General features: G+C 75.4%; 21 protein-coding genes. 7 read left to right on the forward strand and 14 right to left on the reverse strand.

Annotated features, from left to right (window positions below):
* The first annotated feature begins 137 nt into the window (after positions 1-137).
* On the forward strand, positions 138-644 hold the full coding sequence (locus QOZ88_RS15680; protein WP_306000672.1) for a type II toxin-antitoxin system PemK/MazF family toxin: 507 nt from the start codon (positions 138-140) through the stop codon (positions 642-644).
* Between the two features lie 6 nt (positions 645-650).
* On the opposite strand, the gene QOZ88_RS15685 is transcribed toward QOZ88_RS15680, so the two are convergent.
* The 4 genes from QOZ88_RS15685 to QOZ88_RS15700 form a co-directional block, all read right to left on the reverse strand.
* Positions 651-947, reverse strand: coding sequence for a hypothetical protein (locus tag QOZ88_RS15685; protein WP_306000673.1), 297 nt, complete (start codon positions 945-947; stop codon positions 651-653).
* A gap of 64 nt (positions 948-1,011) precedes the next feature.
* Positions 1,012-2,076, reverse strand: coding sequence for an AbrB family transcriptional regulator (locus tag QOZ88_RS15690; protein ID WP_306000674.1), 1,065 nt, complete (start codon positions 2,074-2,076; stop codon positions 1,012-1,014).
* A gap of 188 nt (positions 2,077-2,264) precedes the next feature.
* Positions 2,265-2,558 (reverse strand): transcriptional regulator, encoded by a 294-nt coding sequence (locus tag QOZ88_RS15695; protein WP_306000675.1) that lies wholly within the window; start codon positions 2,556-2,558, stop codon positions 2,265-2,267.
* The gene (locus QOZ88_RS15700; RefSeq protein ID WP_306000676.1) at positions 2,555-3,007 is read right to left on the reverse strand and encodes a hypothetical protein; all 453 of its coding nucleotides are present in this window, start codon (positions 3,005-3,007) and stop codon (positions 2,555-2,557) included. Before QOZ88_RS15700 ends, QOZ88_RS15695 begins: the two co-directional genes overlap by 4 nt.
* Positions 3,008-3,097: 90 nt before the next feature.
* Here QOZ88_RS15700 and cobC point away from each other — a divergent pair, with 90 nt between their 5' ends.
* A complete protein-coding gene (cobC, locus tag QOZ88_RS15705; RefSeq protein WP_306000677.1) occupies positions 3,098-4,195 on the forward strand; it encodes an Rv2231c family pyridoxal phosphate-dependent protein CobC in 1,098 nt (365 codons plus the stop codon).
* A gap of 11 nt (positions 4,196-4,206) precedes the next feature.
* The gene (cobA, locus tag QOZ88_RS15710; RefSeq protein WP_306000678.1) at positions 4,207-5,430 is read left to right on the forward strand and encodes a uroporphyrinogen-III C-methyltransferase; all 1,224 of its coding nucleotides are present in this window, start codon (positions 4,207-4,209) and stop codon (positions 5,428-5,430) included.
* Here the strand turns inward: cobA and QOZ88_RS15715 are convergent.
* From QOZ88_RS15715 to QOZ88_RS15730, 4 genes are all read right to left on the reverse strand, one after another.
* Positions 5,427-6,056: a class F sortase gene (locus QOZ88_RS15715; protein WP_306000679.1), complete on the reverse strand. Its 630-nt coding sequence runs from the start codon at positions 6,054-6,056 to the stop codon at positions 5,427-5,429. The two genes, cobA and QOZ88_RS15715, sit on opposite strands and share 4 nt — an antisense overlap.
* A complete protein-coding gene (locus QOZ88_RS15720) occupies positions 6,034-6,876 on the reverse strand; it encodes a hypothetical protein (RefSeq protein ID WP_306000680.1) in 843 nt (280 codons plus the stop codon). Before QOZ88_RS15720 ends, QOZ88_RS15715 begins: the two co-directional genes overlap by 23 nt.
* Positions 6,877-7,267: 391 nt before the next feature.
* Positions 7,268-8,119 carry a 4,5-DOPA-extradiol-dioxygenase gene (ygiD, locus tag QOZ88_RS15725; protein ID WP_306000681.1) on the reverse strand — a complete coding sequence of 284 codons (852 nt, stop codon included), beginning with the start codon at positions 8,117-8,119 and terminating at the stop codon, positions 7,268-7,270.
* 90 nt (positions 8,120-8,209) lie between these two features.
* Complete coding sequence (locus QOZ88_RS15730) at positions 8,210-8,908, reverse strand: (2Fe-2S)-binding protein (RefSeq protein ID WP_306000682.1); 699 nt, start codon at positions 8,906-8,908, stop codon at positions 8,210-8,212.
* Positions 8,909-9,041: 133 nt separating this feature from the next.
* Here QOZ88_RS15730 and acs point away from each other — a divergent pair, with 133 nt between their 5' ends.
* From acs to QOZ88_RS15745, 3 genes are all read left to right on the forward strand, one after another.
* A complete protein-coding gene (acs, locus tag QOZ88_RS15735) occupies positions 9,042-10,988 on the forward strand; it encodes an acetate--CoA ligase (RefSeq protein WP_306000683.1) in 1,947 nt (648 codons plus the stop codon).
* A 160-nt stretch (positions 10,989-11,148) separates the two neighbouring features.
* On the forward strand, positions 11,149-11,649 hold the full coding sequence (locus QOZ88_RS15740; protein ID WP_306000684.1) for a phage holin family protein: 501 nt from the start codon (positions 11,149-11,151) through the stop codon (positions 11,647-11,649).
* 5 nt (positions 11,650-11,654) lie between these two features.
* Positions 11,655-12,581 carry an alpha/beta fold hydrolase gene (locus tag QOZ88_RS15745; RefSeq protein ID WP_306000685.1) on the forward strand — a complete coding sequence of 309 codons (927 nt, stop codon included), beginning with the start codon at positions 11,655-11,657 and terminating at the stop codon, positions 12,579-12,581.
* A 98-nt stretch (positions 12,582-12,679) separates the two neighbouring features.
* Here the strand turns inward: QOZ88_RS15745 and QOZ88_RS15750 are convergent, their stop codons facing one another.
* The 5 genes from QOZ88_RS15750 to nth are packed head-to-tail and all read right to left on the reverse strand — an operon-like array spanning position 12,680 to position 16,464.
* Entirely contained in the window at positions 12,680-13,861 is a 1,182-nt protein-coding gene (locus QOZ88_RS15750) for a MarP family serine protease (protein WP_306000686.1), read from the reverse strand.
* 2 nt (positions 13,862-13,863) lie between these two features.
* Positions 13,864-14,346 (reverse strand): plastocyanin/azurin family copper-binding protein, encoded by a 483-nt coding sequence (locus QOZ88_RS15755; protein WP_306000687.1) that lies wholly within the window; start codon positions 14,344-14,346, stop codon positions 13,864-13,866.
* Positions 14,343-15,095, reverse strand: coding sequence for an NUDIX hydrolase (locus QOZ88_RS15760; protein ID WP_306000688.1), 753 nt, complete (start codon positions 15,093-15,095; stop codon positions 14,343-14,345). The genes QOZ88_RS15755 and QOZ88_RS15760 overlap by 4 nt, the downstream gene beginning before the upstream one ends.
* Positions 15,092-15,664, reverse strand: a complete 573-nt coding sequence (locus QOZ88_RS15765; RefSeq protein WP_306000689.1) for a TlpA family protein disulfide reductase — start codon at positions 15,662-15,664, stop codon at positions 15,092-15,094. Before QOZ88_RS15765 ends, QOZ88_RS15760 begins: the two co-directional genes overlap by 4 nt.
* Positions 15,664-16,464, reverse strand: coding sequence for an endonuclease III (gene nth, locus QOZ88_RS15770; protein WP_306000690.1), 801 nt, complete (start codon positions 16,462-16,464; stop codon positions 15,664-15,666). Before nth ends, QOZ88_RS15765 begins: the two co-directional genes overlap by 1 nt.
* A 100-nt stretch (positions 16,465-16,564) precedes the next feature.
* Between nth and QOZ88_RS15775 the strand changes: the two genes are divergently transcribed.
* Entirely contained in the window at positions 16,565-16,804 is a 240-nt protein-coding gene (locus QOZ88_RS15775; RefSeq protein ID WP_306000691.1) for a hypothetical protein, read from the forward strand.
* 76 nt (positions 16,805-16,880) lie between these two features.
* Here the strand turns inward: QOZ88_RS15775 and QOZ88_RS15780 are convergent, their stop codons facing one another.
* Positions 16,881-17,714 carry a GNAT family N-acetyltransferase gene (locus QOZ88_RS15780; protein ID WP_306000692.1) on the reverse strand — a complete coding sequence of 278 codons (834 nt, stop codon included), beginning with the start codon at positions 17,712-17,714 and terminating at the stop codon, positions 16,881-16,883.
* Positions 17,715-17,784: the final 70 nt, after the last annotated feature.

The raw sequence follows: 17,784 nt of genomic DNA on the forward strand, positions 1-17,784 counted from the left end.
CCGCAGGCCCATGGTTGCCCCCGCACCGCCCCGGCCAACCCCGACGGTGACCATTTGGTGCCGATGGGTCACGTGGGACGAGCGGTGATGGTCCCGTGTCCTGGGTCACCCCACCGCTGCTCCGTACGGTGTTCCCCATGGCCTCTCTCCGGCGGCTCGGTCGGACGGCGGCGCGCACCGCCGGGCGCGTGCTGCACCTGCTGCGCACCCCGGCGCCGGGGAGCACCCGGCCGCCCTCGGCCCGGCCGCGGCCGGCCGGTGCGCCGGACGTGGCGTACCGGCCGCGCGACGACGGGCGCCCCGACCCCGGCGAGATCGTCTGGGCGTGGGTGCCCTTCGAGGAGGACGACGGCCGCGGCAAGGACCGCCCGGTGCTGGTCATCGGCCGGCGCGACGGTGATCTCCTGGGCCTGATGCTGACCAGCCGCGACCACGACCGCGACGCCGCCGACGAGGCCCGCCACGGTCGGGTCTGGACCGACATCGGCAGCGGCGCCTGGGACCCCCGGGGCCGACCGAGCGAGGTGCGGCTGGACCGGCTGCTCGTGCTGGACCCGGCGACGGTCCGCCGGGAAGGCGCCGCGCTGGACCGTGCCCGCTTCGACCGCGTCGTCGGCGAGGCCCGCCGCGTGCAGGGCTGGTGACGCGGGTCAGTCCGCGACCGACTCGTCCCGCGCCGGCCGCCGCACCGGCGGCCGCAGGTTGTAGACCCCGACGCCGTCGGCGATCGGCTCCAGGTCGTAGCGGTGCACGACCTTGGGCCCGCCGTGGAGGTGGACGTGGGTGACCGTCGGCAGCGGTTCGCCGTGCCGGGCCTCCCGGATCTGCACGCGCCCGTCCAGCGGGCCGCCGACGAACAGCAGCACCGCGTCGTCGGGGTCCGGCCCCGTCGTGGCCGCGTTCTCCTCGGACAGCTCCGGTCTCCTCCCGCTCGTGCGCCGGTCCACGAGGGTAGGCGCGTCCGGCCCCGCTCGTCAGGTGCCCGCCCCCGGGCGCCCGGCGCACGGGGCCTCAACCCGGCGGCCCCCGGCGGAGCCGGCGGGCCACCAGCGGGGCGCTGAACAGCATCACGAACAGCCGCAGCACCTGGACGGCGAGGACGAAGGTGGTGTCGGCGCCGGAGTCGCGGGCGGTGGCCAGCACCGCGTAGAGACCGCCGGGCGTCGTCGCCAGGTACCCCTCGAGCGCCGTCGCCCCCGTGGCCGCGGCCAGCAGCCCGCCCAGACCGGCGCACCCCAGCACGAGGACGACGACGATCGCCAGCGCCAGGGGGAGGACGCGGCCGATGCCCCGCAGGCTGCCGCGGGTGAAGCCCGCACCGACCTGCAGGCCGATCACGAGGAATGCCGCGCTCTCCACGAGGGCCGGCACCCCGGCACCTCCGGAGAGGCCGCTCAGGTCCGCGACGGCGGCGGCGACCAGCGGACCCAGCAGGGCGGCGACGGGCACCCGGAGCAGCCGCCCGGCGATCAGCCCCGCCACCGCGCAGGCCGCGGTGAACGCCAGCCCGCCCGGCCAGCCCGGCCCACCGGCGTCGGCGGGGACGAGCCCGGCGCCCGCGGTGGCGCCGAAGGCGGTGGTGGCCACCACCGGCATGAGCAGGACGATCAGCAGCACCCGCAGGTACTGGAGCACCGCGACCACCCGTTCGTCGGCGCCGAGTTCGCGGGCCATCACCACGATCCCGGAGGCACCCCCCGCGATCATGGCGAAGGCACCGGTCACCGGCGTGATGCCGGGGTGCAGCCGGAGCGCGAGCCCGGCCAGCAGGCTGAGCACAAGCGTCGCGACGGTGACCAGGAGCACCGGCAGCCAGTCGGCGGCCACCGCCCGCAGCGTGCCGACGTCCACCAGCGCGCCCATGGAGACGCCGACGACGGCCTGCCCGGCGGTGCCGAGCCGTTCGGGCACCCGGGCCGGCGTGCGCACCGCCAGGGCGCGGACCAGCCCGGCGGTCAGGCCGCCGAACAGCGCCGGTGAGGGCAGGCCGGCGAGCCACAGCAGCAGCCCCAGGCCGGCCGCCCCGGCGACGACGACGGCCGCGTCGAGCAGCCTCGCACCCCACCGGCCCCGCATCCGTCCCCCGTCTCGCCCGCCCGCCGGCGATCACTCTGCCGGTGCGCCGGGTGGTGGCGCGCGAAGGCCGGCCGGACGTGCCACCACCTCGGTGCCCCGCCTGCGGGTCCAGCCGCGCCGGCGGACGTCCAGCCGCGCCGTGACGTGGCTGGACGTCCGGCGGAGCGGCTGGGCGTGTGCTGCTGGACTCAGGCCCCGGTGATCCGGCGCAGTTCGGCGACGTGGGCGTCGAAGGCGGCCCGGCCGGCCGGGGTCAGCGCGAGGCTGGTGCGCACGCGGGAGGCGCGGGTGGCCTTGCGGACCCGCACGTAGCCGGCCGCCTCGAGCTGCCTGACGTGCTTGGAGAGCACCGAGTCGCTGACGCCGACCTGTTCGCGCACCGCCGCGAAGTCCATCGTGTCGACGACGGCGAGCAGCCCGCAGACCTGCAGCCGGGGCGGCGCGTGCACGACCGGGTCGAACCGCGGCTCGACGGCGGTCACAGCTCGCCGCGCAGCTCGGCGACGTAGATGCGGGTCCACCACCGGCTGACGAGAGCGATGCCGATCCCGAGGACCGCGCCGGCCACGACCATCGCCCCGTGGACGTCGAGCAGCAGCTCGAGGACCATGCCCGGGACCACGACCAGCGTGGCACCGACCAGCCAGGCCGAGTACGCCCGGCGCGTCGGACCCGGCCGGTCGCCGCTGATCCACGCGCCGGTCAGCCGCCGGTAGACCGCCACCAGTTCGCGGAGCCCGGCCAGGTAGACCACCAGCGCACCGAGGGTCAGCCACGGGAAGGCGAACGAGTACGACGCGAACAGCAGGAACGTCAGCAGGCCCAGGAGGGCGTCGTACCACCAGGGCTGGACCACCCGCTCGGAGAGCGCCACCCGGTCCGCGCGCAGGGCGGCCAGCTGGGCCCGGGCGCCGGTCTCGTCGCTTTCCATGTCGGAAAGCGTGGCCTCCGCTTTCCGATCCGTCAAGTGACGCCACACGCCTGCTGCACGGCGCCGTGGTCTCATGACCGCCGAGCCCGTGTGCGACAGCGAAGAGGAGACGTGACCGATCTGCGGCACCACGGCGACGCCGAACTGGCGCCCGGCCTGGTCGACCTCGCCGTCAACGTGCGGGCCGGGACGCCGCCGCCGTGGCTGCGCGAGGTCCTGCGGGAGGCGCTGGACGACAGCGCGGGCTACCCCGTCCTCTCCCCCGCCCGCGCCGCCGTCGCCGCCGCCCACGGCCGCGACCCGGCCGAGGTGCTGCTCGCCGCCGGTGCCGCGGAGGTGTTCGTGCTGCTCGCCCGCGCCCTGCGGCCCCGGCACGCCGTCGTGGTCCACCCCTCGTTCACCGAACCGGAGGCCGCGCTGCGGGCGGCCGGCCACCCGGTGACCCGGCTGCTGCTCCGCGAGGCCGACGGCTACCGGCTCGACCCCGCCGCCGTCCCCGAGGACGCCGACCTGGTGGTGCTGGGCAACCCGACCAACCCGACGTCGGTGCTGCACCCGGCCGCGGACCTCGCGACCCTCACCCGCCCCGGCCGGGTGCTCGTCGTCGACGAGGCGTTCGCCGACACCGTGCCCGGGGAACCGGAGTCGCTGGCCGGGCGCACCGACCTGCCCGGCCTGGTCGTCGTGCGCAGCCTGACCAAGACGTGGGGCCTCGCGGGCCTGCGGGTGGGCTACGCGCTGGGGCCGGCGGACCTCGTGGCCGCGCTCGCCGCCGGGCAGCCGCCGTGGCCGGTGAGCACCCCGGCGCTGGCCGCGCTGGCCGCCTGCACCACCCCGGCTGCCCGCGCCGAGGCGCACGAGGCCGCGGTCGCGCTCGCCGGCCACCGCGCGGCGCTGCTGGCCGCGCTCCCGCCGGAGGTGGCGGCCCTGGGCACCCCCCGGTCCTCATTCGTCCTGCTCCACGTGCCCGACGGTGCACGGGTGCGGCAGGAGCTGCGCGACGCGGGCTGGGCGGTCCGCCGCGGCGACTCGTTCCCGGGCCTGGGCACCGACCACCTGCGGGTCGCCGTGCGCGATCCGCAGACCTCCCGCGCGTTCGCCGCGGCGCTCGCTGGGATCCTGTCCGGGTTCCCCCGGTCCGGCTCAGCGGAGGAGACGGCGACCGGCGTCCCCGAGGAGATCTGCTGAACGCCACCCCGGTGCCCCCCGAGTCGGGCACGGTCTACCCGGTCGGCCTGCGGCTGCGCGGCCGGTCGGTCGTCGTCGTGGGCGGCGGCCGGGTCGCCCACCGGCGCGTCGCCGGGCTGCTGGAGGCCCGCGCCCGCGTCACGGTGGTCAGCCCCGAGGTGACCCCCGCGCTCGAGTCGCTGGCCGCGGCGGGCAGGGCGACGTGGCACCGGCGCACCTACCGGTCCGGCGACCTCGCCGGCGCCTGGTACGCCGTCGCCGCCACCGACGACCCGGCGGTGAACGCCGCGGTCGCCGACGAGGCCGAGGGCGCCCGCATCTTCTGCGCCCGCGCCGACGACCGCGCCGCCTCGAGCGTCTGGACGCCGGCGGTCGGCCGGCAGGGCGACCTCGTCGTCGGCGTGCACGGGGGCGGCGACCCGCAGCGTGCGATCGGGGTGCGCGACGCGATCGTCGCCGGCCTGACCGACGGCAGCATCCGCGACCGCGCCGCGCGGCCGGCCCCCGGCGGCAGCGTGGTGCTGGTCGGCGGCGGCCCCGGCGACCCCGGCCTGATCACCGTCCGCGGCCGCCAGGCCCTGGCCACCGCCGACGTCGTCGTCGCCGACCACCTCGGCCCCCAGCCGCTGCTGGCCTCCCTGCCCCCCGAGGTCCAGATCATCGACGCCTCGAAACTCCCCCGCGGCCGCTCCATGGCCCAGGAGACCATCAACGACCTCCTCGTCACCCACGCCCGCGCCGGGCGCCGCGTCGTCCGCCTCAAGGGCGGGGACCCCTTCGTCTTCGGCCGCGGCTACGAAGAGCTCCAGGCCTGCACCGCCGCCGGCATCCCCGTCGAGGTCGTGCCGGGCATCACCAGCGCCGTCGCCGTCCCCGCCCTCGCCGGCATCCCCGTCACCCACCGCGGCCTCACCCACGAGTTCGTCGTCGTCTCCGGCCACCTGCCCCCGGGCCACCCGCAGTCCCTCGTCGACTGGGCCGCCCTGGGCCGGCTCCGCGGCACCCTGGTCGTCCTCATGGGCGTCGACACCGCCCCCGCCATCGCCACCGCGCTGATCGGGCACGGCCGCGCGCCGGACACCCCCGTCGCCGTCGTCACCGACGGCTCCACCCCCACCCAGCGCGCCCTGCGCACCACCCTGGCCGACCTCCCCGCCACCCTCACCCAGCACGGAGTCCGACCCCCGGCGGTCTGGGTCGTCGGCGAGGTGGCCGGGCTCACCGCGCAGGGCTAGGCACCGCCGGCCACGGTCGCGAACACCACGGTGTTCTCCGTGCTGGTCCCCGCGGCGTCGTCGAACTCGCCGCCGCAGGTCACCAGCGCGACGTCAGCCTCCGCGGGGTGCCCGTTGAGCGCGTCGGAGAGGGCCGACGTCGCCTTGTCCAGACCGGTGAGCGGCTCACCGAGCACGGTCAGCCGCAGCACCGCACCCCCGGCGTCGCGCAGCACCACCTCGTCACCGGGAGCGAGCTCGTGGAGGCGGTCGAAGACGGCGTCGCCCCCGTCCTGCTGGTGCCCGAGGACGACCGCCATCCGCCCCGACCCGGGCGCGGGCCCGTCGGACCACCACGAGGTGGTCAGCATCGACTCGGGGACGCCGTAGCCCTCGACGGTTCGCCCGGTGAACGGGTTGTCGTACGTCACCGTGCCGCGGTGCTCCACGGGCGTGTCGACGCCGATCGCGGGGATGGCCAGCCAGGCGGGTTCGATGGGCCCCGCGGCCGCCTGCTCCGACAGCGCGAAGACGTCGTCCCCGGCCGGCGGGCGGGCGGTGACGACCCACAGCACCGCCAGGCCGGTCGCCAGGACGACGACGAACGCCGCGACGGTGCGGAGGTCAGGCCCCCGGGTCGGCCGCACGACGAGACCTCAGCCGGCCGGCGCTCCCCGCACCGGCCGCGAGCGCCAGGACGAGACCGGCGAGCGCCGGCGGCACCCCGTCGTCCTCCGCGTCCCCGGCGGTGGGCGCGTACCCCGGGTAGGCGACGGGCTGGGCCACCGGGTGCTCGACCGGCGCGGCGGCCGCCGGTGCGGGCACGTGCGGCGGCTCGGACGGGGGCGGGGGCTCCTCCTCGGCCGGCGGCGCTGGTACGCACGTGGGCAGGGTCTCGGCCAGCAACTGCAGGCCCTCGACGACGGAGGAGTCGGCGAGCACCGCGGGGTCGAACGCCCCCTGCAGCTCCTCCCCCAGCCCAAGCAGCCCGTCCAGCCCGCCACCGCCGGCCAGCCCCTCGAGCGCCGTCCCCAGCCCGGTGACCACCTCGACCAGCTGTACGGGCACCGCCACGAGCCCTGCGGCGACGAGCTCGACGGAGTCCACGATGCCGGTCATGCAGCTCTCCGGGAGCCCGAGCGCCGCGCCGAGCTGCTGCAGCGCCGCCTCCAGCTCGGCGGGCACCTCCACGGCGGGCACCGGGACGACCTCGGGCTCCTCCTCCCCGTCCGCGGCCGGGTCCGCGCCGTCACCGGCCGGCGGCCCGGAGGGCGCCGGTCGGGAACCGGGTCCGCCGGTCGCCCCTCCCAGGAGGTCGGTCACCGGCTGCGGCGGGTCCGGCGGCCCCGCCGGCTCGTCCGCCCGGGCGAGACCGGGGACGGTCACGAGCGCGACGGCGAGCCCGGAGGCGACCAGGGCCCGGCGGCCGCGCGGCCCTCCGGGGCGGGGCAGGGAACGCGACGACAAGGAGGGCCTCCCGGTGCTGATTACGTGTGACGCCACTTGCACAGTCGTAACGAGGCCTGGGCGCGGGGGTGACGGAGGCGTCCGTCCTGGCGGAGCGTCCTCGCTCTGCGTGCACTCTCGACTACGAGAAGCTCGTCTCGACGTCCACTCTCACGGCACTCGAGGCGGTGTTCTCGACGCGCCCCTTCCCGCGGATCACCGACCTGCACCGCCCCACCGACGAGAATCCCCGCACGGCCTAGCGCCACCCTTGGGCATAGGAAGCTATACATGCGTTTCCGGCGTGAGAACGCATGCATAGCTTCCTATGCTCCAGTCGGCGACCCGCTGGAAGGCCCCTTCGCAGGGACCCGTCCTGGGCCTGCGGAGGGTGGGGCGAAGGGGTCCTTCTTCAGATGTTGGCGCCGTCCGGCGGCGGGCCCTCGGGCAGCGCCGCCGCGACGCCCGACCCCGACAGCTCGGGGGCGTCCATGCCCACGCTGTACGCGGTCATGGACAGCGATCCGTAGGCGTACCCGTCGACGAGCACGTCGACCGGTGCGTCGGTGGCACCGGCGACGCCGGCGACGTAGAGCAGCGGCAGGAAGTGGTCCGGCGTCGGGACGGCGAGGTCGAAGTCGCGGTGCCCGTCCAGCCGGCCGACGTCGGTGGGGTCGGTGAGCATGCGCTCCTTGGCGGCCTCGTCGAACCGCTGGGCCCAGTCGAACCCGGCGTCGGGCAGCGCCCGGCTGACGCCGCCGAGGTTGTGCACGACGTTGCCGCTGCCGATCACCAGCACGCCGTCCTCGCGCAGCGGTGCCAGCGCCGCCCCGAGCTGGAGGTGGTAGTCGAAGGACTTCAGCGCGTTGATCGACAGCTGCACCACCGGGATGTCGGCATCGGGGAAGGCGTGCACCAGCACCGACCACGTGCCGTGATCGATGCCCCAGCTGTCGTGGTCGGCGCCGACCCATGCCGGGTGCACGATGTCGGCCACCTCCTCGTACAGCTCGGGCAGCCCCGGGGGCTCGTAGCGGACGTCGAAGAGCTCGCGCGGGAAGCCGAAGAAGTCGTGGATGGTGCGCGGCCGGGGCATCGCGGTGATCGCGGTGGCCTGCACGTACCAGTGCGCCGAGACCACCAGGATGGCCCGGGGCCGGGGCACGGACCGGCCGAAGGCGCGCCAGGCCTCCGTGTAGCGGTTCCTCTCCAGCGCGTTCATCGGGTTGCCATGGCCGAAGAACGCGGCAGGCATCACGGACATCCGGCCCTCCCTGGTCGCCTCGACTGCGGTGCCCCGCGATCATCGCCCCGGGGACGGCGGAGTGCGAGGGGGCGCCTCCGGCTGCACCGATCAGCCGCGGAGGGCCGCGTCCTCGAGCAGGATCTGCCGCTCGGCCGGCGGGCGCCGCGGGCAGGACAGGCAGGTGCCGCCGCCGGGCAACCGGTCCACCAGGCAGCAGGACACCCGCGCCGTGAACCGCACGCCGTCGACGTCGACGTATCGGGGCACCGGCAGCGGCGGACCGACCGCCTCGGCGAGCGGGGCGGCCAGGGCGGTGACGGCGGCGACGTCGCCGAGGGCGCGCCCGAGGGTCAGCAGCCCGTTGGCCAGCGAGTCGGTGGCGATCGCCCAGAGCGGACGCGGACGCATCCGGCCGGCCGTGGCCACCGCCGGGATCACCGCCGTCAGGCACTCCCGCAGCTCGGCCGCGGGATCCCCCGCGGCGGCCGCGGAGACCGCGGCCACGGGCAGACCGCCGGGCCCGAGGACGACCGTGGTGTCCGCCGGGCGGGCCGACAGCGGGCGCCCGACCGCGAGACCGGCCAGCACGGGAGCCACCAGCACCGCCGACGCCGAGTACCACCACACCGTCGCGTGCACCCGCAGGTCACCACCGCCGCGGGCCGCACGCGCCGCCAGGACCGGGCCGAGCCACGCCGGGTCGGCGAGCCGGTCGGCCGGCACCGCCGGCGCCCCCGTCCGAGGGACCAGGCCCAGGGCGGCGGCGCCGGGGATGCGGGCCGCGACCTGCGCCTGCGGACCGCTCACCGGGCCAGTGTGGCCGGTCGTCGCTCCGCACGTCGCATGGGGCAGACGACCGGGCGCCACGGCCATACGGTGTGTCGTGGCACACGCTGCACCGCCGCGGACGGCACGCGGCGCCGAACTCGGGAGGGACCCCATGAGCGAGACGACCCAGGTGGACGGCCGGAGCTTCGCCCCGCCCGAGGCCCTCGCGGCCCAGGCGAACGTCGGCCCCGACGTCTACGACGAGGCCGCTCGCGACCGGCTGGCGTTCTGGGAGTCCGCGGCGCGCCGGCTCACCTGGGACCGGGAGTGGGACGAGGTGCTCGACTGGAGCAATCCGCCCTTCGCCAAGTGGTTCGTCGGCGGCCGGCTCAACGTGGCCTACAACTGCGTCGACCGGCACGTCGAGGCCGGGCACGGCGAGCAGGTGGCCTACCACTGGGAGGGCGAGCCGGGCGACACCCGCACGATCACCTACGCCCAGCTCAAGGACGAGGTCTGCAAGGCCGCGAACGCGCTGACCGAGCTCGGCGTGAACGCCGGTGACCGGGTGGCGATCTACCTGCCGATGATCCCCGAGGCGATCATCGCGATGCTGGCCTGCGCGCGCATCGGCGCCGTCCACATGGTGGTGTTCGGCGGCTTCTCCGCCGACGCCCTGGCCAGCCGGCTCGACGACGCCGGCGCCGTCCTGGTCATCACCGCCGACGGCGGGTACCGCCGCGGCGCGCCCAGCGCCCTCAAGCCCGCCGTCGACGACGCCGTCGGCCGCTCCCCCGGCGTCCGCAACGTCCTGGTGGTCAAGCGGACGGAGCAGGACGTGGAGTGGACCGAGGGCCGCGACCTGTGGTGGGACGACGTCGTCGGCAAGCAGTCCGCCGAGCACACCTGCGAGTTCTTCGACGCCGAGCACCCGCTCTACATCATGTACACCTCGGGCACGACGGCGAAGCCCAAGGGCATCCTGCACACCTCCGGCGGCTACCTCACCCAGGTCGCCTTCACGCACTGGGCGACCTTCGACCTCAAGCCCGACACCGACGTCTTCTGGACGGCGGCCGACGTCGGCTGGGTCACCGGCCACAGCTACATCGTGTACGGGCCGCTGGCCAACCGGGCGACGTCGGTGATGTACGAGGGCACCCCGGAGACGCCGCACCGCGGTCGCTGGTTCGAGCTGATCCAGAAGTACGGCGTGACCATCCTCTACACCGCGCCCACCGTCATCCGCACGTTCATGAAGTGGGGCGAGGACATCCCCGCCGGCTTCGACCTGTCCTCGCTGCGCCTGCTCGGCTCGGTCGGCGAGCCGATCAACCCGGAGGCCTGGAGCTGGTACCACCAGCACGTCGGTGGCGGCCGCTGCCCGATCGTGGACACCTGGTGGCAGACCGAGACCGGCGGTCACATGATCAACCCGCTGCCCGGCGTCACGTCGCTGGTGCCGGGGTCGGCGCAGGTGCCCTTCCCGGGCATCTCCGCGAAGGTCGTCGACGACGAGGGCAACGAGCTGGCCGACGACTCCACCGGCCTGCTGGTGATCACCGAACCGTGGCCGTCGATGCTGCGCACCATCTGGGGCGACGACGACCGCTACGTCGACACCTACTGGTCCCGGTTCGGGCACATGTACTTCGCCGGTGACGGCGCGAAGAAGGACGCCGACGGCAACATCTGGCTGCTCGGCCGGGTCGACGACGTGATGAACGTGTCCGGCCACCGCATCTCCACCACCGAGGTGGAGTCCTCCCTCGTCGGCCACCCGGCGGTGGCGGAGGCGGCGGTCGTGGGCGCCACCGACCCGACCACCGGCCAGGGCATCGTCGCCTTCGTGATCCTCCGCGAGAGCGGAACGGACTCCGGGGACGAGCTGGTGCAGACGCTGCGCACCCACGTCGCCCGCGACATCGGCCCGATCGCCAAGCCGCGCCAGATCATGGTCGTGCAGGAGCTGCCCAAGACCCGCTCCGGGAAGATCATGCGCCGGCTGCTGCGCGACATCGCCGAGAACCGCGAGCTGGGCGACGTCACCACGCTGACCGACTCGTCGGTGATGAACATGATCAAGGAGAAGCTGCCCGCCGCCCCCGCGGAGGGCTGACCTCCCGGGCATAGGAAGCTTTCCCTGCGTCTCGGGCCCCCGACCCGCAGGGAAAGCTTCCTATGCCTGCCCCTGCCCGGGGGATCGGGACGCGCGGCCCCGGTGCGCATGGGGCACGATCGTCCTGACCAGCACCGTCCGACCGGAGGAGGAGCCACCCGTGGCCCACAGTGTGTCGCCCACCCGCACCGACGGCAGCAGCGCGGCGGCCGAGCCTTCGATCGGCACGCTGGTGCAGAGCGCCATGGCCGACGTCTCGACGCTCGTGCGCGGCGAGATCGAGCTGGCCAAGTCCGAGATCGGCGCATCCGCGAAGAAGGGCGCCATCGGCGGCGGGATGTTCGGGGCGGCGGGCGTCGTCGCCGGCTTCTCGATGTTCTTCCTCTTCATCGCCCTCGCCGAGGGCCTCACCGCGCTCGGCGTGCCCCGCTGGCTGTCCTACCTCATCGTCTGGGTGGCGCTGATCGTCGTCGCCGGCCTGCTCGCGCTGATCGGCAAGCGCCTGATCAAGAAGATCGAGAAGCCCGAGCGCACGATCGAGTCGCTGCGCGAGCTGCCCGAGGTGATGCACCGCGAGGCCCCCGGCGCCCGGCGCCGTGACGTGCCCACCGTGAGCGGCGGCAAGGTCCAGCTGCGCGGCAACGGGCCCTACCGGGTCTGAGGCCAGTGACCGTCCCCGCGGACGGCCGTCCCGACGCCATCAGCGTCCTGCTCCCGGGTCCGTGGACCCACCGCGACATCTCCGCCAACGGCGTGCGGCTGCACGCGGCGGAGGCCGGGGACGGGCCGCTCGTGCTCCTGCTCCACGGCTTCCCGCAGTTCTGGTGGACCTGGCGCGCCCAGCTCACCGGCCTGGCCGAGGCCGGATTCCGGGTGGTCGCGCCGGACCTGCGCGGCTACGGGGCCAGCGACAAGCCCCCGCGCGGCTACGACCTGCCCACCCTCTCCTCCGACGTCGCGGCGCTGGTGCGGGCGCTCGGCGAGCGGGACGCCGTCGTCGTCGGCCACGACTGGGGTGGGCTGCTCGGCTGGACCGCGGCCGCGCTGCACCCGCGGGTGGTGCGCCGGCTGGTCGTCGTCTCGATGGCCCACCCGCGGCCGCTCCGGGCCGGCATGGCCGACCGCCGGCAGCGGCGGGCGCTGCGCCACGCCCTGGGTTTCCAGGTGCCGCGGCTGCCGGAGCGGCGGCTGACCCGGGCCGACGACGACCCCGTCGCCGACCTGATGCAGCGCTGGGCCGGGCCGGAGTGGGCCCGCACCGCGGACTTCGCCGCCGCCGTGGAGCGCTACCGCGCCGCGGCGCGCATCCCGCAGGCCGCCTACGGCGCGATGGAGTACTACCGCTGGGCCGGCCGGTCGCAGCTGCGACCCGACGGCCTGCGCTACGCCCGCCGCATGGCGGCCCCGGTCACCGCACCGACCCTGCAGCTGCACGGGACGGCCGACCCGTACGTGCTCCCCCGGACGGCGCGCGGCTCGGGCCGCTACGTCGCCGGGGCGTACGAGTGGCGCGAGCTGCCCGGCATCGGCCACTTCCCCCAGGAAGAAGCCCCTGACGAGGTCACCCGCGCCATCGCCGCCTGGGCGCGGTGACCCGCAGGTGACCGGATGGAACGGCCCCCGGTGACCGGATGGAACGGCCCCGCTGCAGGGTCCCGCCGCGAGCGGTGGGGGGCAGCGGGGTCCTTTTACTACTCGCAGGGGCCCGTCGCGACCTCGGTGCGCGCGACGTTGCCCGCCTCCGCGGCCCGGGCGACCTGGGGACCGGTGAGGGCGTAGCCGGTCTGCGGGTCGTCGATCGCAGAGGCGAAGACGACACCCAGGACGCTCCCGTCGGGGGCGAACAGCGGACCGCCGGAGTTGCCGGCGCGCACCTGGCCGAACAGGGCGTACACGTCGCGGACGACGGTCTGCGTGTTGCGGAAGTCGGGCCCGCTGATCTCGCCGCGGTCGCGCACCCGCGCAGGTCCGACGTACAGCGGCCCGCCCCCGGGGTACCCCATGATGATCGCGTCGTCGCCGGAATCCGCCGTCCCGGGCGTGAACCGCAGCGGCACCTGCGGCAGCCCCGGCACCGCGAGCACCGCGACGTCGATCTCCTCGTCGACGACGACCGGGACCGCGTCGTACTCCCGGCCCTCGGCGACCACCACCGGGTCGGTGACGCCGGCCAGCACGTGGGCGTTGGTCATGACGCGCTCGGGGGCGTAGACGAAACCGGAGCCGTCGATCTGCCGGGAGCACGACGGCGCCACCCCGCGGATCCGCACCACCGAGCCCTGCACCGAGGCCACCACGGTGCTGTTCTGCAGCTCGGGGTCGGGGGCCGGGACCTCCCGCGCCTGGGTGGGGGTGAGCGGGTCGAGGACGTCGGGCAGCCCCCGTCGGTCGATGGCCTCGCGGAGGTCCTCGTAGACGGCGCGCACCTCGTCGGGGACGGCCCGGTCCACGGCCTGGACCAGCGCCGACTGGCGCACCTGGCCGGAGACCTGGGGGAACGGCGAGCTGGCCAGCGGGGAGGCGACCATCCACGCGACCAGCAGCACCGCCGCCGCCGACACCACGGCGCCGGCCGCGGAATCGACCATCTTGGCCGGCTCCCAGGTGACCCGGGAGCGCAGCGCCCGGCCCGCGGCCCCGGCCAGGATCTGGCCCAGCAGCGCTCCGGCGAGCACGACCACGAGGGCGGCGAAGACCCGGCTGACGCTGGAGCCGTCGATGCGGTCGGCGACCGGTCCGGCCAGCTGCGCCCCGAGGACGGCCCCGCCGAGGAAGCCGAGGATCGAGGTGGCGGAGACCAGCAGGCCCTGCCGGAACCCGGACAGGGCGAACAGCAGCGCCAGCGTGATCAGCAGCAGGTCGACCAGGGACACCGCTACCCGCTGACCGTCATCGTGCCCACCTGCCCGAGCTGGAGGTGGAAGGTGCAGGCGAAGGGGTACTCGCCCGGCGTCGACACCTCGAACTCGATCGTCTTCTCCTCGCCGGCGGCGAGCATGGAGATGCCGGCGTCGATCGGCTCGGGCAGCTCCTCGTCGGTGAACTCGAGGTTGTGCGGCATGCCTTCGGCGACGTTCACCAGGGTCAGCCGCACCGGCCCCGGCGCGACCGTGAAGGTGTCGGGGGTGAACACGTAGTCGTCCTGGGTCTGGAGGGTGACCTCCTGGACGCCGTCCTCGGCGATCGTCACCTCGCCGAGCCCCTCGGGGATCGGCGCCTCGGCGACCGGCTGCGCCGCGCCGCCACCGCAGCCGGTCAGCAGGACCAGCGCGGCGGCCAGCGCGACGGCCCGGCCCCGTCCAGGGGCTCGCCACGAGCGTGCGAACGGGAAGGGGGACGAGGGCCTGCTCCTGGTCATCGGGGCCGAACCGTACGCGCCGCGGCGCCGTCGGGCGCGGGATCGGCCACCGTCGGCGCGGCGCTGTCGCTCGCCGGGTCGTCGTCCCCGGAGCCGGGCAGGGTGTACGGGCGGAGCCGCTCGGGGCCGATCGGCCGGACGTCGGTGGCGTCCCACGGGCGGGCCAGCCCGGCGGCCTCGAGGATCGCGTCGAGGAGCCCGGCGGTGAAGCCCCACACCTCCATGTCGGCGACGCAGAACGCCGGCCCGACGAAGCCGGCCGGGTGCCGCACGCGGTAGCGGTTGGCCGGGTCGACGAGGTCGGCGAGCGGCACCCGGGCGACCCGGGCCACCTCGTGAGGATCGCCGACCGCGACGTCCCGCGGGTCGTCCCACCAGCCCACGACGGGGACGACGAGCCGGTTCGACGGCGGCAGGAACAGCTCCTGGAGCGTCGCGACGACGCGGACGCCGGCGGGGTCGATGCCCGCCTCCTCGTGCGCCTCGCGCAGCGCGGTGCCCACGGGGAAGTCGTCCCCCGGGTCGACCCCGCCGCCGGGGAACGCGGGCTGGCCCGCGTGGCTGCGCAGGTGGGGGGACTTCTCGATCAGCAGCAGGTCGGGGCCGGCCGGACCCTCGCCGAACAGGATGAGGACGGCGGACCGGCGGGCGGTGGCGGTCGCCTGCGGCATGCGGTGGCGCAGCGGGAGGTCGTCGGCGCGCTGAACCAGCCGCTGGAGGTACGCGGGCAACGCGTCGGTGCCGGTCACAGCTGCACCCCCAGGTGCTCGGCGACCAGCCCGCGGAGCTCGTCCACCGAGCTGACCGGGCCGGCCTCGGTGTGCACGAGCGCGCCGCCGGCGTCGACGAAGTAGGTGAACGGCAGCACGTTCAAGCCCAGCTCGGCCATCAGCTCGCCGTCGCCGTCGAACGCGCTGGGGAAGGTGACCCCGGCATCCTCGGCGAACGAGGCGGCCTGGGGCAGCCCGTCCTTGCTGATCACGCCGACCACCCGCACCTGGTCGCCGGCGACCTCGGAGAACTCCTGCAGGAGCGGCATCTCCTCTCGGCACGGCGGGCACCAGCTGCCCCACAGGTTGACCACCATGGGGACGCCGGGGGCGCGGGCCAGGTCGAGGGAGCCGCCGCCGGGGCAGTCGAAGGAGAGCGGCGGCAGGCGCTCGGCACCGGCGGCCTCCGCCGCCGGCTGCTCCGGGCAGGCGGCCAGCACCTCGGCGGGGGACGACGTCGGCGACGGCGCCGCGACTCCCGGGCTCTCACCGGAGCTGCAGCCGGCGACGGCGAGCAGCGCGACGGCGCCCAGCGCGAGACGGCGCATCACTCGGTGTCCGAGGCGGTCGGCGTCTTGACCAGCTTGAGACCGAGCTCGGGATCGACCGGGCCGATGCCGAACGACGGGCACCACTGCGCCAGGCCGCACGCGCCGCAGGCGGCCTTCTTCGCGTGGCACACCCGGCGGCCGTGGAAGATCACCCGGTGGCTGAAGTCGGTCCACTCCTTCTTCGGCACGAGCTGGGCGATCTCGGCCTCGACCTTGACCGGGTCCTCCTCCGCGGTCCAACCGAACCGGCGCACGAGGCGGCCGAAGTGCGTGTCGACGGTGAGCCCCGGGACGCCGAAGGCGTTGCCCAGCACGACGTTCGCCGTCTTGCGCCCCACGCCCGGCAGGGTCACCAGGTCGGCCATCCGGGCCGGGACCTCGCCGTCGAAGCGCTCGACCAGGGCCTGGCTCAGCCCCAGCACCGAGTTCGCCTTGGCCCGGAAGAAGCCCGTGGGCTTGAGGATGGTCTCCAGATCCTCGCGGTCGGCGCCGGCGAGGGCGACCGCGTCGGGGTAGCGCGCGAAGAGCGTCGGCGTCACCTTGTTGACCATCTTGTCGGTGGTCTGCGCCGACAGGACCGTGGCGACCAGCAGCTCGAAGGCGTTGGTGAAGTCGAGCTCGCAGTGCGCGTCGGGGTGGAGAACGGCCAGCTCGCGGGCCATCCGGCGGGCCCGGCGGGTACGGGCGAGCGGGGTCTCCCCCGGGTCGTACGGCGACGCCCCGGTCAGTGCGGCGGGGGTGGGGCGCCGGGCCCGGGTGGGGCGCGCGTAGGCCGGTGAGGACGCGGGAGCGGACACGCGGTCGAGGGTATGCGGACCTGCTGACCCTCTTCCCGCGTGCCATGATCGAGGACGGACCGTTTCCCCCGTCCCGCCGACGATGCAGAGGAGATCGGGATTGGTCGCCCTCAGTGTCATCCTCTTCCCCCCGCTGCTGATCGCCTTCCTGCTGGTGATGGAGCGCGTCGAGGAACCCCTCCGCCGCCCCGCGTCCTCGCGCGAGGTCAGCGAGTTCCTGGACACGGCGACGCCCGGCGAGGTCGACACCCTCGCGACCTCGGGCGTCCGGCGCGCGCTGTTCCGCTGGCGGCGTCGTCGGCACCGCGGCCGGCGCTCCCAGAACCCGCCGCTGGTCTGACCGGGTGTGTCCTGTTCGGCTGCGACTGCCGTCCGGCGGTCAGGCCGACGACGAGGATCGCCAGGCGGTTGGCTCATCAGCGCTTCGGGCGGCCCCGGCTGGTGAGGCTCCGCCACAGCTGGGTGAGCGGGTGGAACCGGGCCACGACGACGAAGGCGTCGGTGGGCCGCAGGGTGCTGTCGAACCAGGTGTTGGTTCGCTCGTCACGGGACCGGGGGCGGTGGCGCCACAGGCCACCCGGGGTGCTGCGGTAAGCGTCTGTGATGAGCAGGCGCCGCGGATCCAGCTCGCCGGCCTGCCCGAGGTAGGCGGCCGCGTCCTGGGCGATCGCCTGGACGCGGGCGGGCACGGTCACGTCGGGGCACGGGTGCACGGCCCGTGGGTCGCCGGCGGCGGTGACCCAGGCGTCGTAGACCAGCGGGTTGCCGGTGCGCAGCACCACGAACAGGGGCCGCAGCGGGGCGCGCCGCAGCTCTTCCTCCACGACGCGGCGCCACAGCGCGGCGGAGACGCCGCCGCCCTGGATGTCGGGCGCGACCCCCGCCGAGGCGGCGTACAGGACCCGCCGGCCGCCCCAACCGGCGCGCCGGCCGGACACCCAGCCCACCGGAGCGCCGGTCTCGTCGACGGCCACGTGCAGCACGTCGAGGCGGTCCAGCTGCTCATCTGACCAGTGCTGCGCCCAGAAGTCGCCCGTCGTGCCGTCGAAGGCCGCGGTGGCGACCGGGATGATCCGTTCCCGCATCCGCTCTCGCGCCGCCGCCGGCATCTGCGCCACCGGATCCCACAGCAGTCCTTGCCGCCCGGGCCGCATCGACCGCGCCGAGGCGCCGGGGTAGAGCCGCTCGACCACCGGGTGCGTGCCACCGGCAGCGGCGGCCGCCGACGGCTGCGGTCCTCGTCTCGCCATGCCCGCACCATAGTGGAGCGGTCGCTCTACTATGGTGGAAGCCCCGACGGAACGGGCCGCAGAGGAGGAC

Source organism: Blastococcus carthaginiensis (assembly GCF_030731085.1).
Taxonomy (GTDB): domain Bacteria; phylum Actinomycetota; class Actinomycetes; order Mycobacteriales; family Geodermatophilaceae; genus Blastococcus; species Blastococcus carthaginiensis.